The following is a 23,031-nucleotide window of genomic DNA, read 5'->3' on the forward strand; positions in this document are numbered from 1 at the left end:
GAGGGATTTTAATGGCGAAGTGGATTACTATCACTTTACTGTCTATAGGATTGATCGTATCAGCCACCTGGGGTTTTCAACAATCAAATCAAAAGGAATCAATGATGATACATGCAGAAAACAATTATCAGCGAGCGTTTCATGATTTAACTTATCATATTGATTTATTACATGACAAAATCGGGACAACATTAGCTTTAAATTCAAAAGAGCAATTGTCTCCACAGATGTTAGATATATGGCGATTGACATCACAAGCTCAAACAGATGTCAGCCAATTGCCACTTGTCTTATTACCATTTAGCAACACAGAAGGTTTCTTATCTGAAGTAGGAGATTTCACATATGATGTTGCCGTACGAGATTTAGAGCATGATCCCTTGTCAGATAAAGAAGTAGAAAAACTTTCCGCTCTGTATGATGCTTCTGATGACATCAGAAAACAGTTGCGGACTGTACAACATGAAGTACTAGATCAACAATTAAGATGGGTAGATGTAGAATTAGCACTTGCATCTGAGGGAGAGAACGATCCTAATTTAATTGTAGATGGTTTTACTGCTGTAGAAAACCGCTCATCAGGCTTTAGTGAGACACATTTTCAAAACTTATCATCTTCACTTCCGCAACAACATGATCACTTTAGCTTTTTAGAAGGAGACGAAATATCAGAACAAACCGCCATTAAAGAAATTAAAACACAATTTGATTTAAGTAATGATTTCGATATTAACTTACAAAAAAGTGGTGATGGTGCCCAACTACCGACGTATAGTGGTTCTTTCACTTATGATGATGAGCATGGGTATGTAGAAATTACTGAAAAAGGTGGTCATATCTTGTCTTACATGCTTGATCGCCCCCTAAATGATATTAACTTAGGTTTAAATGAAGCACAAATAGAAGCAGAGAAACTTTTGAAAGAACAAGGATTTGAAGATATTATTTTACTTCAATCTAGTCAATATGACCAAACAGGGTTTTTCCAATTTGTTAGCTCTCAAGAAGATATTTGGATTTATCCAGACAAAATCCTAGTGAAAGTTGCTCTAGATAATGGAGATATTATCGGATATAATGCAACAGATTTTTATCGTAATCACCGAAATCGGGATTTAGATGAACCTAAACTTTCATTAGAAGAAGCTGAAGATAAAGTCAATCACGGGTTAAATATTGAAGATCAACATCTTGCGGTGGTAGAAGATGTTGAGGGACAAGAAGTGTTGTCTTATGCATTTTTCGGGACGCTTAATCATGATACGTATCGAATCTTTATTAATGCAGAAACGGGAGAAGAAGTTCTGGTTGAGCGATTGCAGGATGTAGAATCTAAATGGGGGCAAGCCCAACAAGAAGAATAGCTGACCTATAAAAAGAAATTTCAGATCAGTGGGCGGAGGGCTACAGGATGTAGATCATGCAGACGTGGGCCTACAGGATGTAGGTTATGCAGACGTTGCCACAGGACGTGGCGGCCTTAGTCTGTAATCCTCTTAAGGACGTGGCGGTTTTAGTCTACGATCTTTACCCTCCCACTGATTGTTAGTTGAGTGAACCAGGACAGCGCCCACTTAAATATTCTCTGTTTTGAGGTGGCTGCTTTACGAACGATTATCTATGATAAAACATTAAAACAAAAGATGAAACTCATATAACATTGCCTTACACGAGGGGAGTTTCTTAAAAGTAAATAATATGATCCAAGACGAATGAATAATTTATAAAAGTTCATTCGTCTTTTTTTACACAATTATCTTGTACTTTACCAAAGATTTTTGCAATAATGTAATTAATAAGATTTAACGCTAAGGGAATGATTAATATGAAAATTGGGACGCAGTTGATTTTGGAACAAGAGCAACAAGATAGTAGTATACGGCGTTATCGTTGTCGAATTGTTGAACTAAAGGGCTTAAAATGCTATATCGACCAACCTATTAATATAGAAACAGGACGAACCCAAGCCATACCTGTAGGAAGTTGTTTTTCTGGATATTTTGTAGATAAAGATGAAGCCATCTATACATTTACTACAGAAGTAATGGAACGAAAAAAAGATAATATTCCCATGTTGATTTTAGCTTTTGATCAGAGTAAAATGAAAAAGGTTCAACGGCGGGAGTACGTTAGAGTACCTGTGAATCTAGATATTTCAATACTAAACTTGAACAATCCTTTAAAACCATTAGTGACTGTCACAAAAGATATTAGTGGGGGTGGAGTTGCCGTCGTTTTACCACCAGATCATTTTTATGAGCCGGGGGTTTCATTAGAGTTAATTTTGGTATTATCTTCTGGTGACCGTCAGATTGATTACATTGTAACTGAAGCAGAAACGATTCGTATCGAAAGTAGTAACGACAAACAAGTATTATCAATGAAATTTGTCACTATAAATGAAAATGATAGACAGCGCATTATTCAGTTTTGTTTTGACAGGCAATTAAAACAACGACGTCAACAAATGAATATTTGACATTAGATCGAGAGGAAGAAAAGCATGACAAAAGAAAAATTGGCAATTGCCATCGATGGACCAGCAGCTGCTGGTAAAAGCACTGTAGCTAAGAAGGTAGCTCATGCGTTAAAATATATCTATATTGACACTGGCGCCATGTATCGAGCACTTACCTATATTGCTTTAGAAACACACGTAGATACAAATAATGAGGAGCAACTGTATCAATTATTACTTACATCAACGATAAAACTTGTCCAATCAAAAACAGGACAAAAAGTATACATAAATGATCAAGATGTAACAGAAAGTATTCGTAATCAACACGTCACCAACCATGTATCTCAAGTTGCTAAACATCGTATGGTTAGAGAAGAGATGGTGAAGCGACAAAGACAGTTAGCAACTAAACGTGGTGTTGTTATGGATGGTAGAGACATAGGTACACATGTTATTCCCGACGCAGAAGTAAAATTTTTCCTTAAAGCATCTGTGGATGAGCGTGCTAAGCGTAGATATGCAGAAAATAAAGCGAAAGGTTTTACGACAAACCTAGAACAATTGAAATTAGAGATTTCCAATCGTGATAAACTTGATTCAGAACGTGAAGTATCACCACTGATACAAGCTAATGATGCCATTGTTATTGATACAACAGCATTAAATATTAATCAAGTAACGAAAAAGATTCTTGATATCATTAAGACAAGGGGAGAGCGTTAAATTGACTTTCTATCATATAGCTAAAAATGTTGTCTGGCTTATTTTGAAGCCTTTATATCGCATGGAAGTGATTGGTAAAGAAAATATTCCTAAAGAGGGGCCGGTAATTATATGCTCAAATCATATATCTAATTTAGACCCTCCAATAGTTGGAATAACAGCCACACGCGATGTGCATTTTTTAGCGAAAGAAGAACTATTTGAAAAGCCGTGGCTAGGAAAGCTTATGACACACTTAAATGCCTTTCCTATTAAACGTGGCATGAGTGATCGTCAAGCGCTAAGGCAAGCATTATCCTTGCTTAAAAATGGAAAAACATTAGGGTTGTTCCCGGAAGGTACCAGGAGTAAAACAGGTAAATTGGGTGAGGGACTTTCAGGTATAGGATTTTTTGCACTTCGATCTGAAGCAACAGTCATACCGTGTGCGATAATTGGTCCCTATAAAATAGGTAAAAGATTAAAAGTCGTTTACGGTTCGCCAATTGAAATGAACAAGTTGCGTCAAGACAAAGTATCTGCAAAAGTCGTAACTGAAAAGATTATGAGTAACATTCAATCATTGTTAGAAAATAATTCTCAAAAATAATTTATATGACTTGACAAATGCGTAGAAATGTTAGAAGTTAGAAAAAGGATAGTTTATTTCTTGTCGCAAATTGAAGGAGGCTTTTTTTATGGATGAAATGAATAAAGAAGTATCAGATTTCAAAGAATTAGCGGAGGGTGAACTTGTTACCGGTAAGGTGGTAAAAGTAGAAGACAACCAAGTTTTAGTTGATATTGGTTGGAAAACAGATGGCATTGTTCCAATTAGTGAGTTATCAAGTCTCCATATTGAAACAGCGAGCGAAGTTGTCTCATTGGACGATGAGTTAACATTAAAAATTAAGAAAATGGATGATGATGAAATCATTTTATCTAAACGTGCGGTGGACACAGAACAAGCATGGAACGACTTAGAAGCTAAATTGCAGTCTGGAGAAGTTTTTGAAGCAACTGTAAAAGAAATTGTTAAAGGGGGCTTGGTTGTTGATGTAGGCGTTAGAGGATTTATACCAGCCTCTTTAGTTGAAACTTATTTTGTTGATGACTTTTCTGAATATCAAGATCGTGCATTAACATTAAAAGTTGTTGAACTCGATCGCTCGAAAAATCGTGTCATTCTCTCACATCGAGCGGTAATTGAAGCTGAGCAAACCGTAAAAAAAGAACAACGATTGCAAAGTCTTGAGGAAGGACAAGTTGTTGAAGGTACAGTGGCAAGAATTACTGACTTTGGTGTGTTTGTTGATTTAGGTGGTATTGACGGTTTAGTTCATATATCTCAACTATCACATGAACACGTTGAGCACGCAAGTGATGTCGTAAACGAAGGTGATCCTATCAAAGTTAAAGTACTTGCGGTTGATCCTGAAACTGAGCGTGTCTCATTATCGGTTAAAGCGACTTTACCAGGTCCGTGGGAACAAGTCGAACAAGAAATTTCTCAAGGGGATGTTGTTGAAGGTACAGTTAAACGATTGGTTCACTTCGGCGCATTCGTTGAAATTTTACCACAAGTTGAGGGATTAGTTCATATCTCCCAAATTTCAACTGATCATATTGGTACACCTCAAGAAGTCCTTGAAGTTGGACAGAAAGTGAATGCTAAAGTATTGGATGTCAATCAAGCCGAAAAACGCATTTCTTTAAGCATTAAAGAACTTGAAGTAGAAAAGAACCAACAAGAACTGAAATCATATGAAAAAGAAGATGATGACACTGGTTTTTCTTTAAGTGATATGATAGGTGATCAGTTAGATAAATTTAAAGATTAAATGACGAGTTTAGGACAAAAATAAAAGAAATAAGATCAAATGCGAATGATCCGTTAATTTTACGAATGGATTATTCGCATTTATTTTATTAAAACGAATGATACTAATAGCAGAGGAAATATGCGACACTCTAGCGGGAACAAATCTTTTCGGTGGGGCGAGTGTTGCAGTCCTAGCACGAGCTAAAGATCCATTCAGTAAAGCGCTCTTGGCTTTCCTGTGGAAGGTTAGACTAAACCGGTCACCTCGCGTGACAACGTCTAACTCACCCACATCCTGTAAGCCCGAAGCCGTGCCCGCAGCAAGGGAATGCGAGTATGTGACAAACCTACACATTCTAATATCACTCTTATTTACTTATGTCCCGCCCCATTTTACTTTCGGGTATTGAAAATAGCATAGATAACATGTATAGCTTAAACATCAAGATACCAAAATTTGATCCCCTCGTTTACAATGAGCGGTTAAAAGACATAATGATAGCTAGAGGTGATCAATAATGGCTTATTATTGGGTAAGTTGGTTAAGTTTGATTTATATTATTTTTTTTGGTTTGGAGCAACATAAAATTAATCAGGTAATAAAGATAATCCTTTTATTAAATATCATCTTAATCCATTTTCAAATCGAGTTTGGGTATTTTGTCGGGACACTGCCCTATACGTATAGTTTTTTCCTAGTATGGATTTTCATTTTTAAATATCGCTTCACAATTAAGCATTGGATAAGTCTGATTTGTATCGTGTTAGCGTACACTGGTCTTCGGTATATATTAATTACAAGTCCGATTTGGCTTTTTCTTAATGCTTATTTATTGATACACCTTGCTTTGATACTAATGGTCATATTTATCGAACGCAACTTATTAACAAAATTATTGCTTTACAGCACATCATTATTAACAGGAGAAATTCTGTTTGCTTATCATGTAAGAATCATTGATTGGAATGTTATCTTAGGGGAACCTATGTTTTTTGTTGGACTATACATAAGTACACTGACCATCATCATACATCATCAGCTAATTAACCATTACAAAATGAGTAAGATTTTTGGTTAGATCATTGTTTAACAAGCATACTTTTGCTAAACTATAAAAGTTAGTGGCGTTATTATATGCCATTTGATAAGTAAATCATAGAAAGGATGAACCTTTCATGCGAAAATCTATTGTAGCCATCGTAGGCCGACCTAATGTAGGCAAATCAACGATATTTAATCGTTTAGTTGGTGAACGTATTTCAATTGTAGAGGACACACCAGGTGTAACAAGAGATCGGATATATGCACAAGCAGAGTGGTTAACCACACAGTTTAATTTAATAGATACAGGCGGAATTGAGTTAGGAGATGAGCCATTACTTGTTCAAATGCGAGAACAAGCTGATGTTGCCATTAACGAGGCAGATGTGATTATCTTTATTGTTAATGGTCGTGAAGGTATTACTGCGGCTGATGAGGAAGTAGCAAAAATACTTTATAAGTCAAACAAGCCTGTCGTATTAGCCGTAAATAAAGTTGATAATCCAGAAATGAGAGAAGAAATTTATGAATTCTATAGTCTTGGGTTTGGAGAACCGTTTCCAATATCAGGGACACATGGTTTAGGCTTAGGCGATATGCTTGATAAAGTAGTCAGTTATTTCGAAACACTTAATGATCAAATTAATGATAACGACACGATTTATTTTAGCTTAATTGGTCGGCCAAATGTAGGGAAATCGTCGCTTGTTAACGCGATTTTGCAACAGGAGCGTGTAATTGTAAGTGATATTGCGGGTACAACACGTGATGCAATAGATACCCCATTTAAAAAAGATCAGCAAGATTACGTTATTATTGATACAGCGGGTATGCGAAAAAGAGGAAAGATATATGAAGCAACAGAACGATATAGCATATTGCGTGCACTAAAAGCAATTGAACGATCTGATGTAGTCTTGACATTAGTTGATGCTGAGTCAGGCATTATCGAACAAGATAAGAAAATTGCAGGGTATGCTCATGAAGCCGGAAAAGCAGTTATTATTGTTGTGAACAAATGGGACACCATTGCTTCTGATGAGAAAGCAATGAAAAGTTTTGAAGAAAAAATCAGAGCCCATTTTCCTTTCCTAGAGTATGCTAATATCGTATTTTTGTCAGCTCTAACAAAGAAAAGACTGCATACTTTAATTCCTCAAGTTCGATTAGCAAGTGAAAATCACACAAAACGTGTAGAAACAAATATTTTAAATGATGTGATCATGGATGCTGTCGCGATGAATCCGACACCTACTCGCCATGGCAAACGTTTAAAAATTCTCTATACAACACAAGTTGCTGTTCAACCACCAACATTTGTTGTGTTTGTAAATGATCCTGAGCTGTTACACTTTTCTTACGAACGTTTTTTAGAAAATAGGATAAGAGATGCTTTTGGATTTGAAGGAACGCCAATTAAAATATATGCTAGAAGACGTAGTTAGGAGTGTGAAGAATAATGGAGAAAATCGCAGTTCTCGGAGCCGGTAGTTGGGGGACAGCTTTAGCAATGGTTTTAAATGATAATGGACATGAGGTAAGGCTTTGGACACACCTTGAAGACCATGCAAACGAAATCAATTTATCACATCAGAACAAGGCTTATTTAAAAGATGTTAAATTAGCGGAAAGTATTATGGCATATCATCACTTAGAGCGTGCGCTCGACGATGTTACGGCTGTGATTTTTGTTTTACCAACGAAGGCGATTCGCTCTGTCTGCCAACAGGTTAAAAAAACATTAAATCGACCTGTAACAATTATTCACGGTACAAAAGGTATTGAGCCTGATAGCTTTAAACGTGTTTCTGAAATGATGGAAGAGGAGCTTCCTAAGGAGATATATGATGAAATTGTCGTTTTATCAGGTCCAAGTCATGCAGAAGAAGTCAGCATGGGCCAACCTACAACCGTTACTGCTTCCTCTAAATCTGAACAAGCAGCTAAACATACACAAAACTTATTTATGAATGATCGATTTCGCGTCTATACAAATAATGATATTATTGGTGTTGAGCTTGGTGGCTCATTAAAAAATATCATAGCATTGGGAGCAGGTATATCTGATGGTCTTGGCTATGGTGATAATGCAAAAGCAGCCCTTGTGACCAGAGGATTAGCTGAGATTGCAAGATTAGGCACAGCTATGGGAGCAGATCCGCTTACCTTTGTTGGTTTAACAGGTGTGGGTGATCTCATTGTTACATGCACGAGTATCCACAGTCGTAATTGGAACGCAGGTAATATGTTGGCTCAGGGCCAATCGTTAGCTGATATTTTAGAGAAAATGGGTATGGTTGTAGAAGGTGTACGTACAGCTCAAGCAGCTTATCACCTTGCTAAAGAAAAAGGAATTGATATGCCTATCACCTCTGGTATATATCAAATTTTGTTTGAACAGGCAAACCCAAGAGAAGTGGTTGATCAACTTATGACAAGGACAAGGCGTCCCGAAACTGATGAAGTACATGCCATGTTAAAACAACATTATTACAGATAATCGTCCGTAAAACAGAATTTCTATTCTAATCAGGCGGGCGCTAAATATCCTGATTCACTCAACTAACGATTCGCGTACAAAGAATGAAAGCGCCCACTGATTGAAGGTGATGGTTCATTTTATAATGATTAATGGATGAACAGCACCGACTCCTCTTGCATATAGTATCTTGACAATGCTAAACAAGGAGGAGACTAGGTGAACGATTTTCAAAAAGGGTTATTTGATCATATTCAAAATAAGGCCAATATTAAACCTGATGAAATCTTTAAAGTTGCACAGTCAGTTCAAAATGCAGATTTTTCAAATGAAACAACAGTTAGAGATCTTGTAAAGCAACTGAGTCAATTAGCTAATAAACCTATATCAAAAGAAAAAGAAGATAAACTGGTACAATCTATTACAAAAAATAAATTTCCAAAAGATATTAATACATTAGGACAACTATTTAAAAAGTAAACAAGTAGGCATATGTTTATACCAAAAGACTTTTAATGCATAAACTATTATGCACAAGTATTCACGTTAAAGTTGCCCTGGGTATTAATTTTAGTCACGCCGAGTTAGAGCGCCCCTTCTAACTCGGCTTTTTAATCCCCTTTAATCAAACGTTTTTTTCCTAATTGTTCTAATTATTTCATTCATGCATAAATTGAAGATGTTAAATGGTGAAAATATTATTTAATCAACAGTCATAATATAGTGGGACAACGTCATAGACTTTTAATGTCAGAGCATCGTACTTTACGACGTTGAAGGAGATCGGGAGGGGATTATGTGGAAAAGGTAGACATTTTCAAAGATATTTCAAAACGAACGAACGGAGATATTTATTTAGGTGTAGTCGGAGCAGTTCGAACAGGGAAGTCAACGTTTATTAAGAAGTTCATGGAAAAGGTTGTTTTACCAAATATTGAAGATGAAGGAGATCGGGCGAGGGCGCAAGATGAATTACCGCAAAGTGCAGCAGGTAAAACGATAATGACAACAGAACCAAAGTTTGTTCCTAATCAAGCCGTTCATCTTCAAGTTGATGAAGGTATTGATGTCAATGTCAGATTAGTTGATTGCGTAGGTTATACCATCAATGGGGCGCAGGGATTTGAAGACGAAAACGGTCCTCGAATGATTCACACCCCGTGGTATGAAGAGCCTATTCCATTTCATGAAGCTGCAGAAATCGGGACACGAAAAGTGATACAGGAGCATTCAACCATTGGCGTCGTTGTAACAACAGATGGAACTATTGGAGACATACCAAGAAATGATTATGTAGAAGCAGAAGAACGAATTGTAGAAGAATTAAAAGAAGTAGGTAAACCGTTCATTATGGTTATAAATTCAACGAAGCCTTATGACCAAGATACAGAGCTTTTACGTCAATCGCTAAATGAACAATACGATATCCCAGTACTTGCAATGAGTGTAGAGAGTATGCAAGAAGATGATATCTACAACGTATTAAGAGAAGCATTATTCGAATTTCCTGTACTTGAAGTTAATGTTAATTTACCGAGCTGGGTAATGGTGTTAAAAGATGATCACTGGCTCCGCATGAGCTATCATGAAGCGATTCAAGAAACGGTTCAAGATATTAAGCGATTACGCGATGTTGATCGAGTTGTCGGCTATTTTGATGCTTATGATCACATTGAACGTGCACAAATTAACGGAATTGAAATGGGTGAGGGGATTGCAGAAATCGATTTAGATGCACCAAGTTACTTGTACGATCAAGTGCTAAAAGAAATAGTTGGAGAGGAAATTCGTGGGAAAGATCATTTACTTGAACTTATGCAAGATTTTGCTCAGGCCAAGCGTGAATATGACCAAATAGCAGATGGACTTAATATGGTAAAACAAACAGGGTATGGAGTTGCCGCACCTACGATTAATGATATGAAACTTGATGAACCTGAAATTATCCGGCAAGGAACACGCTTCGGTGTGAGATTAAAAGCCATTGCACCATCTATTCATATGATTAAAGTAGATGTAGAATCAGAATTCTCTCCAATTATTGGAACTGAAAAGCAAAGTGAAGAACTCGTTCGCTACTTGATGCAGGATTTCGAGGATGATCCCCTATCTATTTGGCAATCGGATATCTTTGGTCGCTCTTTAAGCTCGATTGTTCGTGAAGGCATACAAGGAAAATTAACATTAATGCCTGAAAATGCGCAGTATAAATTAAGAGAAACACTTGAACGCATCGTTAACGAAGGGTCAGGTGGACTAATCGCAATAATACTCTAACGACTTGTGGTCACAAGTCGTTTTATTTTTTCTAGCTATACAAGCGTCCGTTATCACCCACCCAAATAGATTGCCCTCTGTTTTCTATTTTGAGATAGGTGTTTTACGGACGGTTTTTCTAATATCTACTTTATTATCTGTTGAATTTCATCAGTAGGTGCTTCATAAAATCATAAATCCGTATTTTTAGAATTTAAAAAATTACTGCCAATAAAGCCTCTTACACAAATTAATATTGTCAAACTAAAACCCTTTGTGTCTAAATGCACAAAGGGTTTTAGAGCATAGATGATTTAACCATAGATAAAATTATTTAAAAAAAGTTATATTTAATTTTTCTCTAACAATTACAGAAAGAATTATCATTGATAACAATATTATTTGAAGGCTAGAATCACTAATCCAATTTAATATATATCTCATGCCAAAAAAAACAAAAAGCAATACTAATAACAATATTATAAATATAGCATTCTTCATAAACATACCGATCCTTCCATAAAGTTTCCAAAAAAACTTTATTTTTTTATGATTATACCATATAATAAAAAAATTGATATACTGGGTATTGTGGGTATTTTTTACCGCCTTTTGCGGACAAGTGTACCAGTCTTTGCGCAATAATTTACCAGAAGATGAAGCAGCGATAAAACCAAGGAGATTTTATTTACTGACTTCGCTTCTCGAACATATTCATCATGAAGTAAGGTTAAGGTAACATAACATTTGGTTAGAAGAGGGTATAATCTTAGAGAACAAAGATCAAATTATTAAAAATATAGATCAAAAAGGCGTTAAAGAATGGAAAGATTAATTATCATATTAAATATCTTATGATAATTTAGAACTAGAACATATGACTTAATAAATTTCTAAAATATCTTGAATTAATAGTTACATATAATATCCATATATAACTTATTTTGGTTTAATTTTGTGTGGAAGTTGCATAAATAGAGCCTGTATGATAAGATTCTAGTGATAAAAAAACGATATTCCCAGCTAATCATGCCTGTTTTATAGTTTTACTGAAATCTAAAAATGGTATTTTATGATTAGGTAATTTGAACAATTTTAATAATTATTGTGATTTTTGTTGAATTTGCAGGGAAAGTCGTTTATTATAAGCTTTGTCATCATTTAAATTGATGATCAGAAGTATAGGATTCAGAAAACTTGTGAACAAATGGAGTAAAACCATTTAAGTTCGTATGCTTCATGAATTTAAATGTGGGAGGAGGTGAATATCATGAACAAGACAGATCTAATTAATGCAGTTGCTGAGAAAAGTGAACTTTCTAAAAAAGATGCAACAAAAGCTGTTGATGCAGTTTTTGAATCTATCATGGATTCACTAAAAGATGGTGAGAAAGTACAATTAATTGGTTTTGGTAACTTTGAGGTGCGTGAACGTGCTGCTCGTAAAGGACGTAATCCACAAACTGGAGCTGAGATTGAAATCCCAGCTAGCAAAGTACCTGCTTTCAAACCAGGTAAAGCCCTTAAAGATATCGTTAAATAATGTTTTACATAGGGCAAAAAGGGGGTGCAATTATTGCACCCTTTTTTTCTTATACATAGATATATCTTTCGCGAAGGTAAAAAAAATTAAAAGGTGAGGATAATGGAATCTGATTTTTTTATTATTAAGGCTTTAGAAGATGGTGTGCAAGTGATTGGCCTAACAAGAGGTGAAGCTACAAAATTTCATCACGCTGAAAAACTAGATAAAGGTGAGTTGCTTGTCGTGCAGTTTACTGACCATACTTCAGCGATCAAAATTAAAGGTAGAGCAAAGGTTCAGTCTCGCCACGGAGAGATGAATACAGAAGTATAGAATCAGTCTAGTTTGTCCATAATAACTGTTGTATACCGTCAATATGGAGGCTATTGCCATTGTGGAACTAAAAGATCTGGTTATTGATAAATTGAAACAACTCATCAATCAAAAGAACGGTGATATTGTGGATGTGAATTATTGGGAGTCCAATCCAAGGTTAGCTATATTCACCCAACTGATCGAACAATCCAATTGGACACAAACAAAAAAAATAGATTGTATAGCAGCTGTTGCACTTTTACAATTATCCCTTGACATTCACGATCTTGTCTCGAATCAAAATATGAAAAACAATTCCAATTTCATTTTGCATGGTGATCTTTTAAGTGGTCAACATTATAAGCTACTTGTCGCTCATAAAGAAATTAAGCTATTAAAAGCATTAGCTAAAGCAATTAAAGACACTAATGCCATAAAGGCTCATTTAGCTGTGCTAAATAATGAGAGGCAAGATGTTATTACACTTTTAAGCAAAAAGCTTGAAGTTGATATGGCATTGGTCTATTGTTTAATAAGATTTTTTAACTTGACTTATTTAGAAAGATTTATTAAAACGTTGGTATTGCATCTTTCTTTAACCCCCCAAAAAATAGAAGCATCAATTAACCATAACACAGATCAATCGCTCTCTTTATCTCATAAACGTATTCAAGAGCATTTAAGAAAATCAAGGTCGGATATTGATATGCTCGTTCTTAAGATGCCGGATGCTTTAAAGGAGCTTATTGCGCCGATCCAAGTGTCATTAATGACTTTTTATGGCGTATCAGCTAGAAGTAACACGATTAACTCCATTGATATTAGAAAAATTATAGATTTGAGTATGGGATGATAATATGCATTTACCTAAACAATATTCATATTTGCAAATGGATGTAGATTGTGTCAACAAACAGTTGTACGACGCTATATCGGAAAGCGACCATTTAATAAAGGATCCTTCTCTCGATTTACTGCAATCTGGTGGAAAAAGAATTCGCCCTTTACTATGTTTAATTGCAAGTTATTTCGGTGAGCGAAAGACAGGAGAAACATATAAATTAGCGACTATTTTAGAATTGATTCATATGGCTAGCTTAGTTCATGATGATATTATTGATCATGCTGCGATTAGAAGAGGCAGACCTACTGTTCATTTTCAGTATAATAAATTATTTGCTACCTACACAGGTGATTATTTATTTGGATTAGCCCTTGAGTTAACAGCAGATATAGAGGTAATACAAATACATCAACTACTGGCTAATACGGTTACACAGTTATCTACTGGCGAATTAAATCAATTACACAAACGGTATATCATTGATATTTCATTAAAAAACTATTTGCGTAAAATACGTGATAAAACAGCCAAACTTATTGCCACTTGCTGTCAAATGGGTGCAATAGTAGCTCAGTCGTCCCAAAAGATCAATAATAACTTGTACTGGTTTGGTTATTTCCTCGGCATGGCCTATCAAATTACTGATGATATTAGTGATTTTACTGATCCTCAAGAACAAACGGGAAAGCCACAAGGACAGGATTTAATCGAAGGCTATCTGACTTTACCTACACTACTTGCTATGAGGGATAAAAAGGTTTATGATCATGTTCAATACATTTTTGAACAAGGACCGTCTAGTTCATCTCATATCTCTAAAGACACCATTAACCGAATCAAACAAACCAATGCAGTTAATGAAGCGATTATATTCAGCCATTGGTATTTAGATAAAGCTATCGAACGTTTAAAACCATTGCCTAATCAACCTGAAAAGCAGCTTTTAATGCAAATGGTTGCCTATCTCAGAAAAAAAAATAATTCTCAGATTGTTTAATTAAATACATATTCACCGATATATAATTATAGGTAGCGTTAGTGAGTGGAGGGGAAAACCGAATGTCTGATTATCAAGCATTTGTCAAGTCAATTAAAAAGAAGACAGGAATTGATTTAAATCTTTACAAAGAAGTGCAAATGAAGCGACGATTAACTTCATTACGCGATAAAAAGGGTTTTAAGGATTTTTCATCATATTTCAATGCATTGGCCAGTGATCAAGAGCTTCTATCTGAATTTTTGGACAAAATGACGATTAATGTATCTGAGTTCTACCGAAATTCAGCTAGATGGCAAGTTCTGGAAAAAAAGATTTTACCTGATTTATTAAAAAAGCAATCCCATTTAAAGGTATGGAGCGCAGCTTGTTCAACTGGTGACGAGCCTTACACGATAGCAATGATGTTAAGTGAGCACATTGATTTAAGTAAAGTTTCTATATTAGCAACTGATATTGATGATAAAATATTAGAACGTGCTCAAAAGGGTATATATACTGAACGTGCATTAAAAGAAGTTCCAAAATCGTTAAAAGATAAGTATTTCAAGTATGAAAATTCACTATATACTATCGATGATAGATTTAAAAAAGCGATTACTTTTAAGAAACATAATTTATTGTCTGATCCTTATCCTTCAGGGTTTGATTTGATTGTCTGTCGAAATGTACTTATCTATTTTACTGAAGAGGCAAAAACTGAAATTTATCATAAATTTAGCCGTTCATTAAATAATAATGGTGTTTTCTTTGTCGGTAGCACCGAACAAATATTCAGTCCAGAAAGTTATAATTTTAGAGTACTAGATACATTTTTTTATCAAAAAAATGATTAACATTAAAGAGACGTACATGAGCATGAATCATGGGCGTTTCTTTTTTACTCATACATACTAAGAAAAATAAAACATTAAAGAAAAGTTTGAAAAAAAAGAATAATCTATCTATTGGGTGTCCACAGATACAGCTAGTTGTGTTATATTTATTAAAAACTTAACTAATCAGGGGGAAGCAATATGCGTTATTTAACGGCTGGAGAATCTCACGGTAAACAATTAACAACCATCGTAGAAGGTGTACCTGCTTTAATGCCTTTAACCACTAATGATATCAATGAATCGTTGCTACGTCGGCAAAAAGGCCATGGACGTGGTAAAAGAATGCAAATTGAAAAGGACTTAGTCGACATTGCTGGCGGTGTCCGGCATGGGTATACATTGGGGTCACCCATTGCAATGGTAGTCAAAAATGATGATTTTAAACATTGGCAAGATATTATGGGAGAAGAACCCATTGATCTTGATCAAGAAATCAGACGAACGGTTACGAGACCAAGACCAGGACATGCAGATTTAAATGGGGCGATTAAATATGGTCACCGAGATATGCGAAATATATTAGAACGATCGTCAGCTCGAGAAACTGCAGCAAGAGTTGCAGCAGGTGCAGTTGCTAAGACATTGTTAAAACATTTAGATATTAACATTATCGGTTATGTTACTGAAATTGCGGGCATTAAAGCAAATGAACCTGAAAACTTGACCATCCAAGATAAAATAAAAGTCTCTGAGGAGTCCCCAGTGCGCTCACTCGATGGGAAGGCTGGCCAGAAGATGATGGATGCCATTGATCAAGCCAAAAAAGAAGGTGATTCTATCGGTGGTGTTTGCCAAGTTTACATTGAAGGGATGCCTCCAGGTATAGGGTCTTATGTTCATTACGATCGTAAATTAGATGCTCGAATTGCCTTTGCTGTCCAGAGCATTAATGCTTTTAAAGGTGTAGAATTTGGCATTGGCTTTGAAGCAGCTCGTCGTAATGGTAGTGAAGTTCATGATGAAATTATTTGGTCAGAGCAACAAGGGTTTAAGCGACGGACTAATCATTTAGGCGGGTTTGAAGGTGGAATGACTTCAGGTATGCCCATTGTCGTTAAAGGTGTGATGAAGCCAATCCCTACCCTATATAAGCCCTTGCAAAGCGTCGATATTGAATCAAAAGAAGTGTTTAATGCAAGTATTGAACGTTCAGATTCATGTGCCGTTCCTGCTGCAGCGGTTGTGATGGAACACGTTGTCGCATTTGAGGTTGCCAATGCTTTATTAGAACAATTCCCACATGATCAATTTCCAAAATTAAAAGCAGCAATCGAGCAATATCGCGAAGAAGTCAGGTGTTTTTAATGGAGAGTATATCGGTTCAAACAAGTACAAATAGTTATCACGTTTTTGTAGGGGTTGGGCTTAGACATCAAGTTAATCGTTTCTTAAATAAAACGTACAGTAGCATATTTATTATCACAGACAGTAATGTTGAAACGCTTTATTTAAATGATGTTATTCAAAGCTTCAATGCTGATGATCAAAAGGTTGGTTATACTATTGTCCCTGCCGGGGAAGGTTCAAAAAGCATTCGATTTTATTTTGATATTATGACAGAAGCCATTCAATCTGGTTTAGATCGGCATGGACTTATTATTGCTTTAGGCGGTGGAATGATTGGCGATCTAGCTGGGTTTGTTGCTGCTACATTTATGCGTGGAATAGACTTTATTCAGATGCCTACCACGATCTTAGCTCATGATAGTAGTGTGGGAGGAAAAGTAGCCATTAATCATCCAGAAGGCAAAAATTTAATTGGTAGCTTTTATCCCCCGCAAGCTGTTGTTTATGATGTTGAAACATTACATACGATCCCTCAAACGGAAATTCGTTCTGGTTATGCAGAAATTGCCAAGCATAGTATTATTCATAATGATCCTTTTTGGGAAGATATTAAAAATGCACCATTAAATAAGCATTTAAGTGAAGAACGGTTAATGAAAGATCTATTAAAAGGTATCTCAGTTAAAGCAAAGATTGTCGAGCTAGATGAGCGTGAATCCAGTGTGCGGCAATATTTGAACTTCGGTCATACACTAGGCCATGCTCTAGAATCAGAATTGGGTTATGGAACATTAACTCACGGTGAAGCGGTAGCGATTGGTATGTTGTTTGCTATCCGAGTAAGTGAACATTACTATAAGGTAAGTTTGCCCTATAGCGAAGTGTTACACTGGCTAAAGCAAAATCACTATCCACTAATATTACCAAAGTTATCTGTTTCTCGACTCATTTCACGGATGAAAAAAGACAAGAAAGCTAAGCAACAAAGTATTCAAATGGTCTTATTAAAAGCGTTAGGTCAACCTTCTATTGAAAAAATTGACGACCAAAATATGACGATTTGGTTAGAAGACTTTTTAAGGGAGCTGGTGAACAATTGATTAGAGGTGTTCGAGGAGCAACAACTGTTTCCTCCAATAATGAATCAGAAATCATTAGCCATACACGCGAATTAACACGAGCAATGATCGAAGAAAATAACATTAACGCAGATGATGTTGCATCTGTTTTAGTATCAGTAACACAGGATTTAAATGCCGCATTTCCTGCCAAACCGATAAGAGAACTTAACGGGTGGGAGTATGTACCCGTCATGTGCATGCAGGAAATTGATGTGCCGAATGGTTTGCCTTATTGCATTCGCATTATGATGACGATCAATACACCGCTTGAGCAAGAAGAAATCATCCATGTATATCAGCACCAAGCGAAGAAGCTTAGACCAGATTTATTGAAATAATGAGGGGGAAAATATTTTGAAAGCAAAAAAAGTCTTTGAATCGATGTCACCATATAAACCAGGTAAGCAAATCGAAGATGTTAAAAAAGCATATGGACTAAATAAAATCGTTAAATTAGCCTCTAACGAAAATCCATTCGGTTATTCACAACAGGTAGATCAGGCCCTTAAAGCATCTGCTAATCATTTCGAAATTTATCCAGATGGGTATGCTACAGAGCTAAGGGAATTGTTAAGTGATGAACTATCTGTTGATCCCGATCAGCTTGTATTTGGTTGTGGATCAGATGAAATTATTACAATGATTTGTCAAGTATATCTAGAACCCGGTACGAACACGATAATGGCCACACCAAGCTTCTCACAATATAAACATAATGCCTTGATTCAAGGAGCGAAGGTAAAGGAAATCCCTGTAATTAATGGCTATCATGATCTTCAAGGGATGCTGGATGCTATTGACTCTTACACTAGGATTGTATGGCTCTGCTCACCAAATAACCCAACCGGCTGTTTAATTAATGATCAATCATTAAGAAGCTTTCTAGACCAATGTCGATCAGATGTATTAGTAGTGGTTGATGAAGCCTACTATGAATACATCATATCATCTGAGGCACCAGACACATTAAGTTTATTGAATCAATATCCTAATTTAATCATATTAAGGACTTTTTCAAAAGCTTTCGGTCTAGCAAGTTTACGTGTCGGATACGGCATCGCAAACCTAGCTATTAGTGAAGTGCTAAATATAGCTAGAGGTCCATTTAACGTGACACAAATTGCCCAAAAAGCTGCAACCGTTGCTTATCAAGATAAAGATTTTCTAGAACAATCATTAAGAGAAACGACCAAAAACAAGGTTATGCTGATGAATTATTTTGATGAAATGGGTTTGACGTATTATGACTCAGAAACAAATTTCATTTTTGTTAAGCTTCCGTGTTCTGGGGATGCATTATTTGAGTATTTATTGACCAAAGGATTTATTGTTCGATCAGGTGAAGCGCTCGGGCATCCTAATGGTGTCCGTATTACCATTGGAGCAGAAGACGATATGAAGGTGTTACAGGCTGAAATGAAGAGTTTTTTGGCTACACATGTAGGAGTTGAATAAGTTTGACTAAAAAAAAAATTTTGGTAGCAGGACTAGGGTTAATAGGGGGCTCACTCGCTTTAAATATTCGCAAACAAACGAATCACCATATCATCGGTTATGATGTGAACAAAAAAACACTTCAATATGCCTTAGATAAATCCATTATTGATGAAGTTGCAGATTCCTTTGAAGAAGCAGTAACGACTGTTGATTTCTGTATACTAGCTGCACCCGTTACAAAAACAATCGACTTGTTAAATGTGGTAAAGAAGTTGCACTTCACTAAGCCGATTATTATTACTGATGTTTCTTCTGTCAAAGGAAATGTCATGCAAACAGCTGAGCTCTTAGATAACCCTTTTGTCACATTTATTGGTGGACATCCAATGGCAGGATCACATAAAAGGGGAATCGAAGCGGCTAAAGCCCACCTTTTTGAAAATGCAATCTATATTATTACACCCACTCAAAAGGCTGATGCATCAGCAATTGAAGCACTAAAGGAACTTTTTTCAGCTACACATTCGAAATTTTTACATTTAGATGCTAAAGAACACGATGAAATGACAAGTGTCATCTCACATTTCCCACATCTAATCGCATCATCTCTTGTGCAACAAGCAAAGCGTTGGCAAAATAAACATGCTAAAATACCAACCCTTGCAGCAGGTGGTTTTCGTGATATTACTCGGATTGCTTCTAGTAATCCAACCATGTGGCAAGATATTTTCTTTCAAAATAAAAGCATTTTATCTGCTTTGTTGGTAGATTGGATTAAGGAAATGACAGATTTAAAAAAACTTTTAGATCATAATGATAAAGTATCAATGTATCATTATTTAGAACAAGCTCGAGAATATCGAGATGGTTTAGATCGTTCCAAAAAAGGGGCTTTACCCGGATTTTATGATTTATATGTTGATATATTTGATCAACCTGGTGCTTTATTAAAAGTCGTTTCATTATTAGCTGAGCAAGAAATCAGTATTAAAAATATTGAAATTTTAGAAATTAGAGAAGGCATCACAGGTGTTTTAAGGTTAAGCTTTGTAACAAAAGAAGACCAAATAAACAGTCATCGCTTACTCATTAAAAACGGCTATGAAACGATGTTACAAGATTAAGGGAGGGATTGCATTGAAACCATTAACATTAAAACCATCACGTTCGCCTTTAAGCGGAGAATTGGCTGTACCTGGTGATAAATCGATTTCACATCGAGCCATCATCTTCGGATCTTTAGCTAAAGGAACAACAATCATTACAAATTTCCTTGACGGTGAAGATTGCTTAGCAACCATTCAAGCTTTTAAGCTCATGGGTGTCGACATTGAACAACAGCAACAAAAGGTAACGATTAGAAGTAAAGGTATTGATGGTCTGACTGAACCTTTATTACCGATAGACCTAGGTAATTCAGGAACAACCGCTCGATTACTATTAGGTGTGCTCGCCGGTTTGCCTTTTCACACGACCTTATATGGTGATCAATCGCTAACTCAACGCCCAATGGATCGAATTGCTAAACCATTAGAACAAATGGGTGCTAAGTTGGATGGACGTGAAAGGGGAAAACACCTCCCAATAGCTGTCCGTGGGCAATCTCTAAAAGGCATCACATTTCGCCCACAAGTAAAAAGTGCTCAAGTGAAATCAGGTGTGCTATTAGCAGGTTTATTGGCGGAAGGGAAAACAACCATTATTGAATCAACCAAAACGCGTGATCACACAGAAAATATGTTGACTGCATTTGGTGGAAAAATCGAGGTGAATGGGAATGAAGTCACACTAGTTGGCAAGCAACCATTAACAGCTACGACGATTCAAGTCCCCGGTGATATTTCATCAGCTGCTTTTTTCATCGTTGCGGCTTTACTTGTCCCTAACAGTGAAGTAACCATAAAAGAGGTTGGCTTAAACCACACGCGAACGGGTATATTAGATGCATTAGCGGCCATGAACGTTGAACTTGAAATTAAAGAAACAGCACATGTTGGCGGAGAAGTTATCGGTTCGATAACAATTAGACATTCTCAGGCTTATGGTGCAGAGATAAGTGGTGATATCATTCCAAGAATGATTGACGAATTGCCGATTATTGCACTACTTGCTACGCAAGCAAAAGGGAAAACCATTATTCGTGACGCCGAAGAACTAAGATATAAAGAAACAAACCGCATCGACAGCGTTGTTAACACATTAACAGCTTTAGGTGCTGATGTTCAGCCAACAGATGATGGGATGATTATTGAAGGTGGCACGTCCTTAAAGGGAACCCAACTCCATTCCTACGGTGACCATCGAATTGGGATGATGATTGTTATCGCCTCACTCATCTGTGAAGGTGACATCACATTGACAGACGCAGACGCGATTAACGTATCATATCCACGTTTTTTTGAAGACCTAAAAAAAATAACCTAACATGTGATAGAACATCTTGTTTCTGCAAACAAGGTGTTCTTCTTTCTTTGTATGATTGAAATCCTTATTTAAAGATGGTTTATCGTTGAATAATTCATTTTTTTTCGATATGATTAAGCTAATTCAAGCAAGAGCTGAAAGGTTGTTATACAGATGGAAGATATTTATCAAGCGATTCATTTAATTGAACAAAATAACGTTGAAAAAGCGATTCGTATATTACATCAACACTTACCGCAAGCTAATGATGATGAGAAATTTACTATAGCAGATTTATTTTTAGAGCTCGGATTACAAGAAGACGCTAGTACTGTATTAGAACCGTTAGTGGAAGCATATCCCCAAGAAAAAGAGCTGCATTTGACACTTGCCGAAATATATATTGATTTGGAGCAAGATGAAAAAGCACTAAACCTTCTGGAAGAAATCGAGCCATCTAGCGATCATTATTTACCCGCACTTCTAGCCTCTGCTGATCTGTATCAGACACAAGGGCTGTTTGAAGTAGCAGAGCAAAAGCTCATTGAAGCGAAGCAATCTGCACCTGATGAGCCTTTAATCGATTTTGCCAGAGCAGAATTAGCCTTTTCCTTAGGAGAATACCAAAAAGCGGTTACACACTACCAGAAGGTGCACCAGACGCAATCAAATGTCGCTGAAATTGATATTTCCTTAAGATTAGCTGAATCATTAGCAGCTATTGGAGAGTTTGAACAATCACTATCCTTTTATCAAAAGGCAGAGAAAGAAGATGAAGACACACTATTTCGATATGGATTTATTGCATATCAAGCTAATCGATTAGATATAGCTATTAAAGTTTGGGAAGAACTTATTGAACGTGACAAAGAATATGCTTCTGTCTATAACTACTTAGCGCATGCATACGATGAAGAAGGGTTAGTTGACCAAGGTTATCAAACCGTACAAGACGGCTTGAAGTATGATCCACTAAATAAAGAGTTACTCCTAACGGGAGCAGCTTTAGCGCGTCGTTCAGGGGATAATGAAGCGAGCTATCGATTAGCAAGAGAGGCTGTGGCTATTGACCCCGGTTACAAAGAAGCGATCTTATTCTTAGTTGAAAATTATCGATCTGATAATGATTTTCAAGCAATAATTGATCTGCTTTCTCATATTATAGAACAAGGCGAGCAGGATGGTTATTATAAATGGGAATTAGCTAAAGCTTATGTAGAAGAAGAGCATTATGGTTTAGCACTTCATGCATATCAAGAAGCCTATGACGACTTTAAAGAAGATGGTGATTTCCTTAAAGCATATGGTTACTTTTTAATTGAGGAGGGGAGAAAGGAAGAAGCGATTCGTATATTTAATCGTTATCTAACCATTGAACCAAGTGATAGTGAAATTGAAAATTATCTGATACGTCTTAACAGTTGAGTCGTGTCATAATAACTTTCCTAAGGAATGATTGGGA

Annotated in this window: 22 protein-coding genes; all 22 read left to right on the top strand. The window is 36.2% G+C overall.

Annotated elements, in window-relative coordinates:
• Positions 1 to 11: 11 nt before the first annotated feature.
• Complete coding sequence (ypeB, locus tag JOE23_RS13655) at positions 12 to 1,364, top strand: germination protein YpeB (protein ID WP_204439190.1); 1,353 nt, start codon at positions 12 to 14, stop codon at positions 1,362 to 1,364.
• Between the two features lie 461 nt (positions 1,365 to 1,825).
• The gene (locus JOE23_RS13660; protein ID WP_204439191.1) at positions 1,826 to 2,479 is read left to right on the top strand and encodes a flagellar brake protein; all 654 of its coding nucleotides are present in this window, start codon (positions 1,826 to 1,828) and stop codon (positions 2,477 to 2,479) included.
• Positions 2,480 to 2,503: 24 nt separating this feature from the next.
• Positions 2,504 to 3,184: a (d)CMP kinase gene (cmk, locus tag JOE23_RS13665; RefSeq protein ID WP_204439192.1), complete on the top strand. Its 681-nt coding sequence runs from the start codon at positions 2,504 to 2,506 to the stop codon at positions 3,182 to 3,184.
• A gap of 1 nt (position 3,185) precedes the next feature.
• Positions 3,186 to 3,773: a lysophospholipid acyltransferase family protein gene (locus tag JOE23_RS13670; protein ID WP_204439193.1), complete on the top strand. Its 588-nt coding sequence runs from the start codon at positions 3,186 to 3,188 to the stop codon at positions 3,771 to 3,773.
• A gap of 88 nt (positions 3,774 to 3,861) precedes the next feature.
• Positions 3,862 to 5,004 (top strand): 30S ribosomal protein S1, encoded by a 1,143-nt coding sequence (gene rpsA, locus JOE23_RS13675; protein ID WP_204439194.1) that lies wholly within the window; start codon positions 3,862 to 3,864, stop codon positions 5,002 to 5,004.
• A 499-nt stretch (positions 5,005 to 5,503) separates the two neighbouring features.
• Positions 5,504 to 6,064 carry a YphA family membrane protein gene (locus JOE23_RS13680; RefSeq protein ID WP_204439196.1) on the top strand — a complete coding sequence of 187 codons (561 nt, stop codon included), beginning with the start codon at positions 5,504 to 5,506 and terminating at the stop codon, positions 6,062 to 6,064.
• Between the two features lie 97 nt (positions 6,065 to 6,161).
• Positions 6,162 to 7,472 (top strand): ribosome biogenesis GTPase Der, encoded by a 1,311-nt coding sequence (gene der / locus JOE23_RS13685; RefSeq protein ID WP_204439198.1) that lies wholly within the window; start codon positions 6,162 to 6,164, stop codon positions 7,470 to 7,472.
• 14 nt (positions 7,473 to 7,486) lie between these two features.
• On the top strand, positions 7,487 to 8,527 hold the full coding sequence (locus JOE23_RS13690; protein ID WP_204439200.1) for an NAD(P)H-dependent glycerol-3-phosphate dehydrogenase: 1,041 nt from the start codon (positions 7,487 to 7,489) through the stop codon (positions 8,525 to 8,527).
• Between the two features lie 198 nt (positions 8,528 to 8,725).
• A complete protein-coding gene (locus tag JOE23_RS13695) occupies positions 8,726 to 8,986 on the top strand; it encodes a stage VI sporulation protein F (protein ID WP_204439202.1) in 261 nt (86 codons plus the stop codon).
• 318 nt (positions 8,987 to 9,304) lie between these two features.
• Positions 9,305 to 10,783, top strand: a complete 1,479-nt coding sequence (gene spoIVA, locus JOE23_RS13700) for a stage IV sporulation protein A (protein ID WP_204439204.1) — start codon at positions 9,305 to 9,307, stop codon at positions 10,781 to 10,783.
• 1,249 nt (positions 10,784 to 12,032) lie between these two features.
• On the top strand, positions 12,033 to 12,305 hold the full coding sequence (locus JOE23_RS13705) for an HU family DNA-binding protein (RefSeq protein WP_026065213.1): 273 nt from the start codon (positions 12,033 to 12,035) through the stop codon (positions 12,303 to 12,305).
• A 102-nt stretch (positions 12,306 to 12,407) separates the two neighbouring features.
• Positions 12,408 to 12,620, top strand: coding sequence for a trp RNA-binding attenuation protein MtrB (mtrB, locus tag JOE23_RS13710; protein ID WP_204439205.1), 213 nt, complete (start codon positions 12,408 to 12,410; stop codon positions 12,618 to 12,620).
• A 61-nt stretch (positions 12,621 to 12,681) separates the two neighbouring features.
• Entirely contained in the window at positions 12,682 to 13,455 is a 774-nt protein-coding gene (locus JOE23_RS13715; protein WP_204439206.1) for a heptaprenyl diphosphate synthase component 1, read from the top strand.
• A gap of 4 nt (positions 13,456 to 13,459) precedes the next feature.
• The gene (locus JOE23_RS13720; protein ID WP_204439207.1) at positions 13,460 to 14,443 is read left to right on the top strand and encodes a polyprenyl synthetase family protein; all 984 of its coding nucleotides are present in this window, start codon (positions 13,460 to 13,462) and stop codon (positions 14,441 to 14,443) included.
• A 62-nt stretch (positions 14,444 to 14,505) separates the two neighbouring features.
• Complete coding sequence (locus tag JOE23_RS13725; RefSeq protein ID WP_204439209.1) at positions 14,506 to 15,279, top strand: CheR family methyltransferase; 774 nt, start codon at positions 14,506 to 14,508, stop codon at positions 15,277 to 15,279.
• Between the two features lie 180 nt (positions 15,280 to 15,459).
• Entirely contained in the window at positions 15,460 to 16,626 is a 1,167-nt protein-coding gene (gene aroC, locus JOE23_RS13730) for a chorismate synthase (protein ID WP_204439211.1), read from the top strand.
• The gene (aroB, locus tag JOE23_RS13735; RefSeq protein ID WP_204439213.1) at positions 16,626 to 17,708 is read left to right on the top strand and encodes a 3-dehydroquinate synthase; all 1,083 of its coding nucleotides are present in this window, start codon (positions 16,626 to 16,628) and stop codon (positions 17,706 to 17,708) included. The genes aroC and aroB overlap by 1 nt, the downstream gene beginning before the upstream one ends.
• On the top strand, positions 17,705 to 18,067 hold the full coding sequence (gene aroH, locus JOE23_RS13740) for a chorismate mutase (protein ID WP_204439215.1): 363 nt from the start codon (positions 17,705 to 17,707) through the stop codon (positions 18,065 to 18,067). Before aroB ends, aroH begins: the two co-directional genes overlap by 4 nt.
• Before the next feature lie 16 nt (positions 18,068 to 18,083).
• On the top strand, positions 18,084 to 19,184 hold the full coding sequence (hisC, locus tag JOE23_RS13745) for a histidinol-phosphate transaminase (RefSeq protein ID WP_204439217.1): 1,101 nt from the start codon (positions 18,084 to 18,086) through the stop codon (positions 19,182 to 19,184).
• A 2-nt stretch (positions 19,185 to 19,186) separates the two neighbouring features.
• Entirely contained in the window at positions 19,187 to 20,290 is a 1,104-nt protein-coding gene (locus JOE23_RS13750; protein WP_204439218.1) for a prephenate dehydrogenase, read from the top strand.
• A 13-nt stretch (positions 20,291 to 20,303) separates the two neighbouring features.
• Positions 20,304 to 21,590, top strand: a complete 1,287-nt coding sequence (gene aroA, locus JOE23_RS13755; RefSeq protein ID WP_204439219.1) for a 3-phosphoshikimate 1-carboxyvinyltransferase — start codon at positions 20,304 to 20,306, stop codon at positions 21,588 to 21,590.
• 153 nt (positions 21,591 to 21,743) lie between these two features.
• Entirely contained in the window at positions 21,744 to 22,994 is a 1,251-nt protein-coding gene (locus tag JOE23_RS13760) for a tetratricopeptide repeat protein (RefSeq protein ID WP_204439220.1), read from the top strand.
• Positions 22,995 to 23,031 lie beyond the last annotated feature (37 nt).

Origin of the sequence: Amphibacillus cookii, assembly GCF_016908375.1 — a bacterium.
Taxonomy (GTDB): Bacteria; Bacillota; Bacilli; order Bacillales; family Amphibacillaceae; genus Amphibacillus_C; species Amphibacillus_C cookii.

Bases quoted from the DNA above. Each gene is read 5' to 3' on its own strand.
- ypeB (WP_204439190.1), top strand. From the start codon at position 12: ATGGCGAAGTGGATTACTATCACTTTACTGTCTATAGGATTGATCGTA.
- JOE23_RS13660 (WP_204439191.1), top strand. From the start codon at position 1,826: ATGAAAATTGGGACGCAGTTGATTTTGGAACAAGAGCAACAAGATAGT.
- cmk (WP_204439192.1), top strand. From the start codon at position 2,504: ATGACAAAAGAAAAATTGGCAATTGCCATCGATGGACCAGCAGCTGCT.
- rpsA (WP_204439194.1), top strand. From the start codon at position 3,862: ATGGATGAAATGAATAAAGAAGTATCAGATTTCAAAGAATTAGCGGAG.
- JOE23_RS13680 (WP_204439196.1), top strand. From the start codon at position 5,504: ATGGCTTATTATTGGGTAAGTTGGTTAAGTTTGATTTATATTATTTTT.
- der (WP_204439198.1), top strand. From the start codon at position 6,162: ATGCGAAAATCTATTGTAGCCATCGTAGGCCGACCTAATGTAGGCAAA.
- JOE23_RS13690 (WP_204439200.1), top strand. From the start codon at position 7,487: ATGGAGAAAATCGCAGTTCTCGGAGCCGGTAGTTGGGGGACAGCTTTA.
- JOE23_RS13705 (WP_026065213.1), top strand. From the start codon at position 12,033: ATGAACAAGACAGATCTAATTAATGCAGTTGCTGAGAAAAGTGAACTT.
- mtrB (WP_204439205.1), top strand. From the start codon at position 12,408: ATGGAATCTGATTTTTTTATTATTAAGGCTTTAGAAGATGGTGTGCAA.
- JOE23_RS13720 (WP_204439207.1), top strand. From the start codon at position 13,460: ATGCATTTACCTAAACAATATTCATATTTGCAAATGGATGTAGATTGT.
- JOE23_RS13725 (WP_204439209.1), top strand. From the start codon at position 14,506: ATGTCTGATTATCAAGCATTTGTCAAGTCAATTAAAAAGAAGACAGGA.
- aroC (WP_204439211.1), top strand. From the start codon at position 15,460: ATGCGTTATTTAACGGCTGGAGAATCTCACGGTAAACAATTAACAACC.
- aroB (WP_204439213.1), top strand. From the start codon at position 16,626: ATGGAGAGTATATCGGTTCAAACAAGTACAAATAGTTATCACGTTTTT.
- JOE23_RS13760 (WP_204439220.1), top strand. From the start codon at position 21,744: ATGGAAGATATTTATCAAGCGATTCATTTAATTGAACAAAATAACGTT.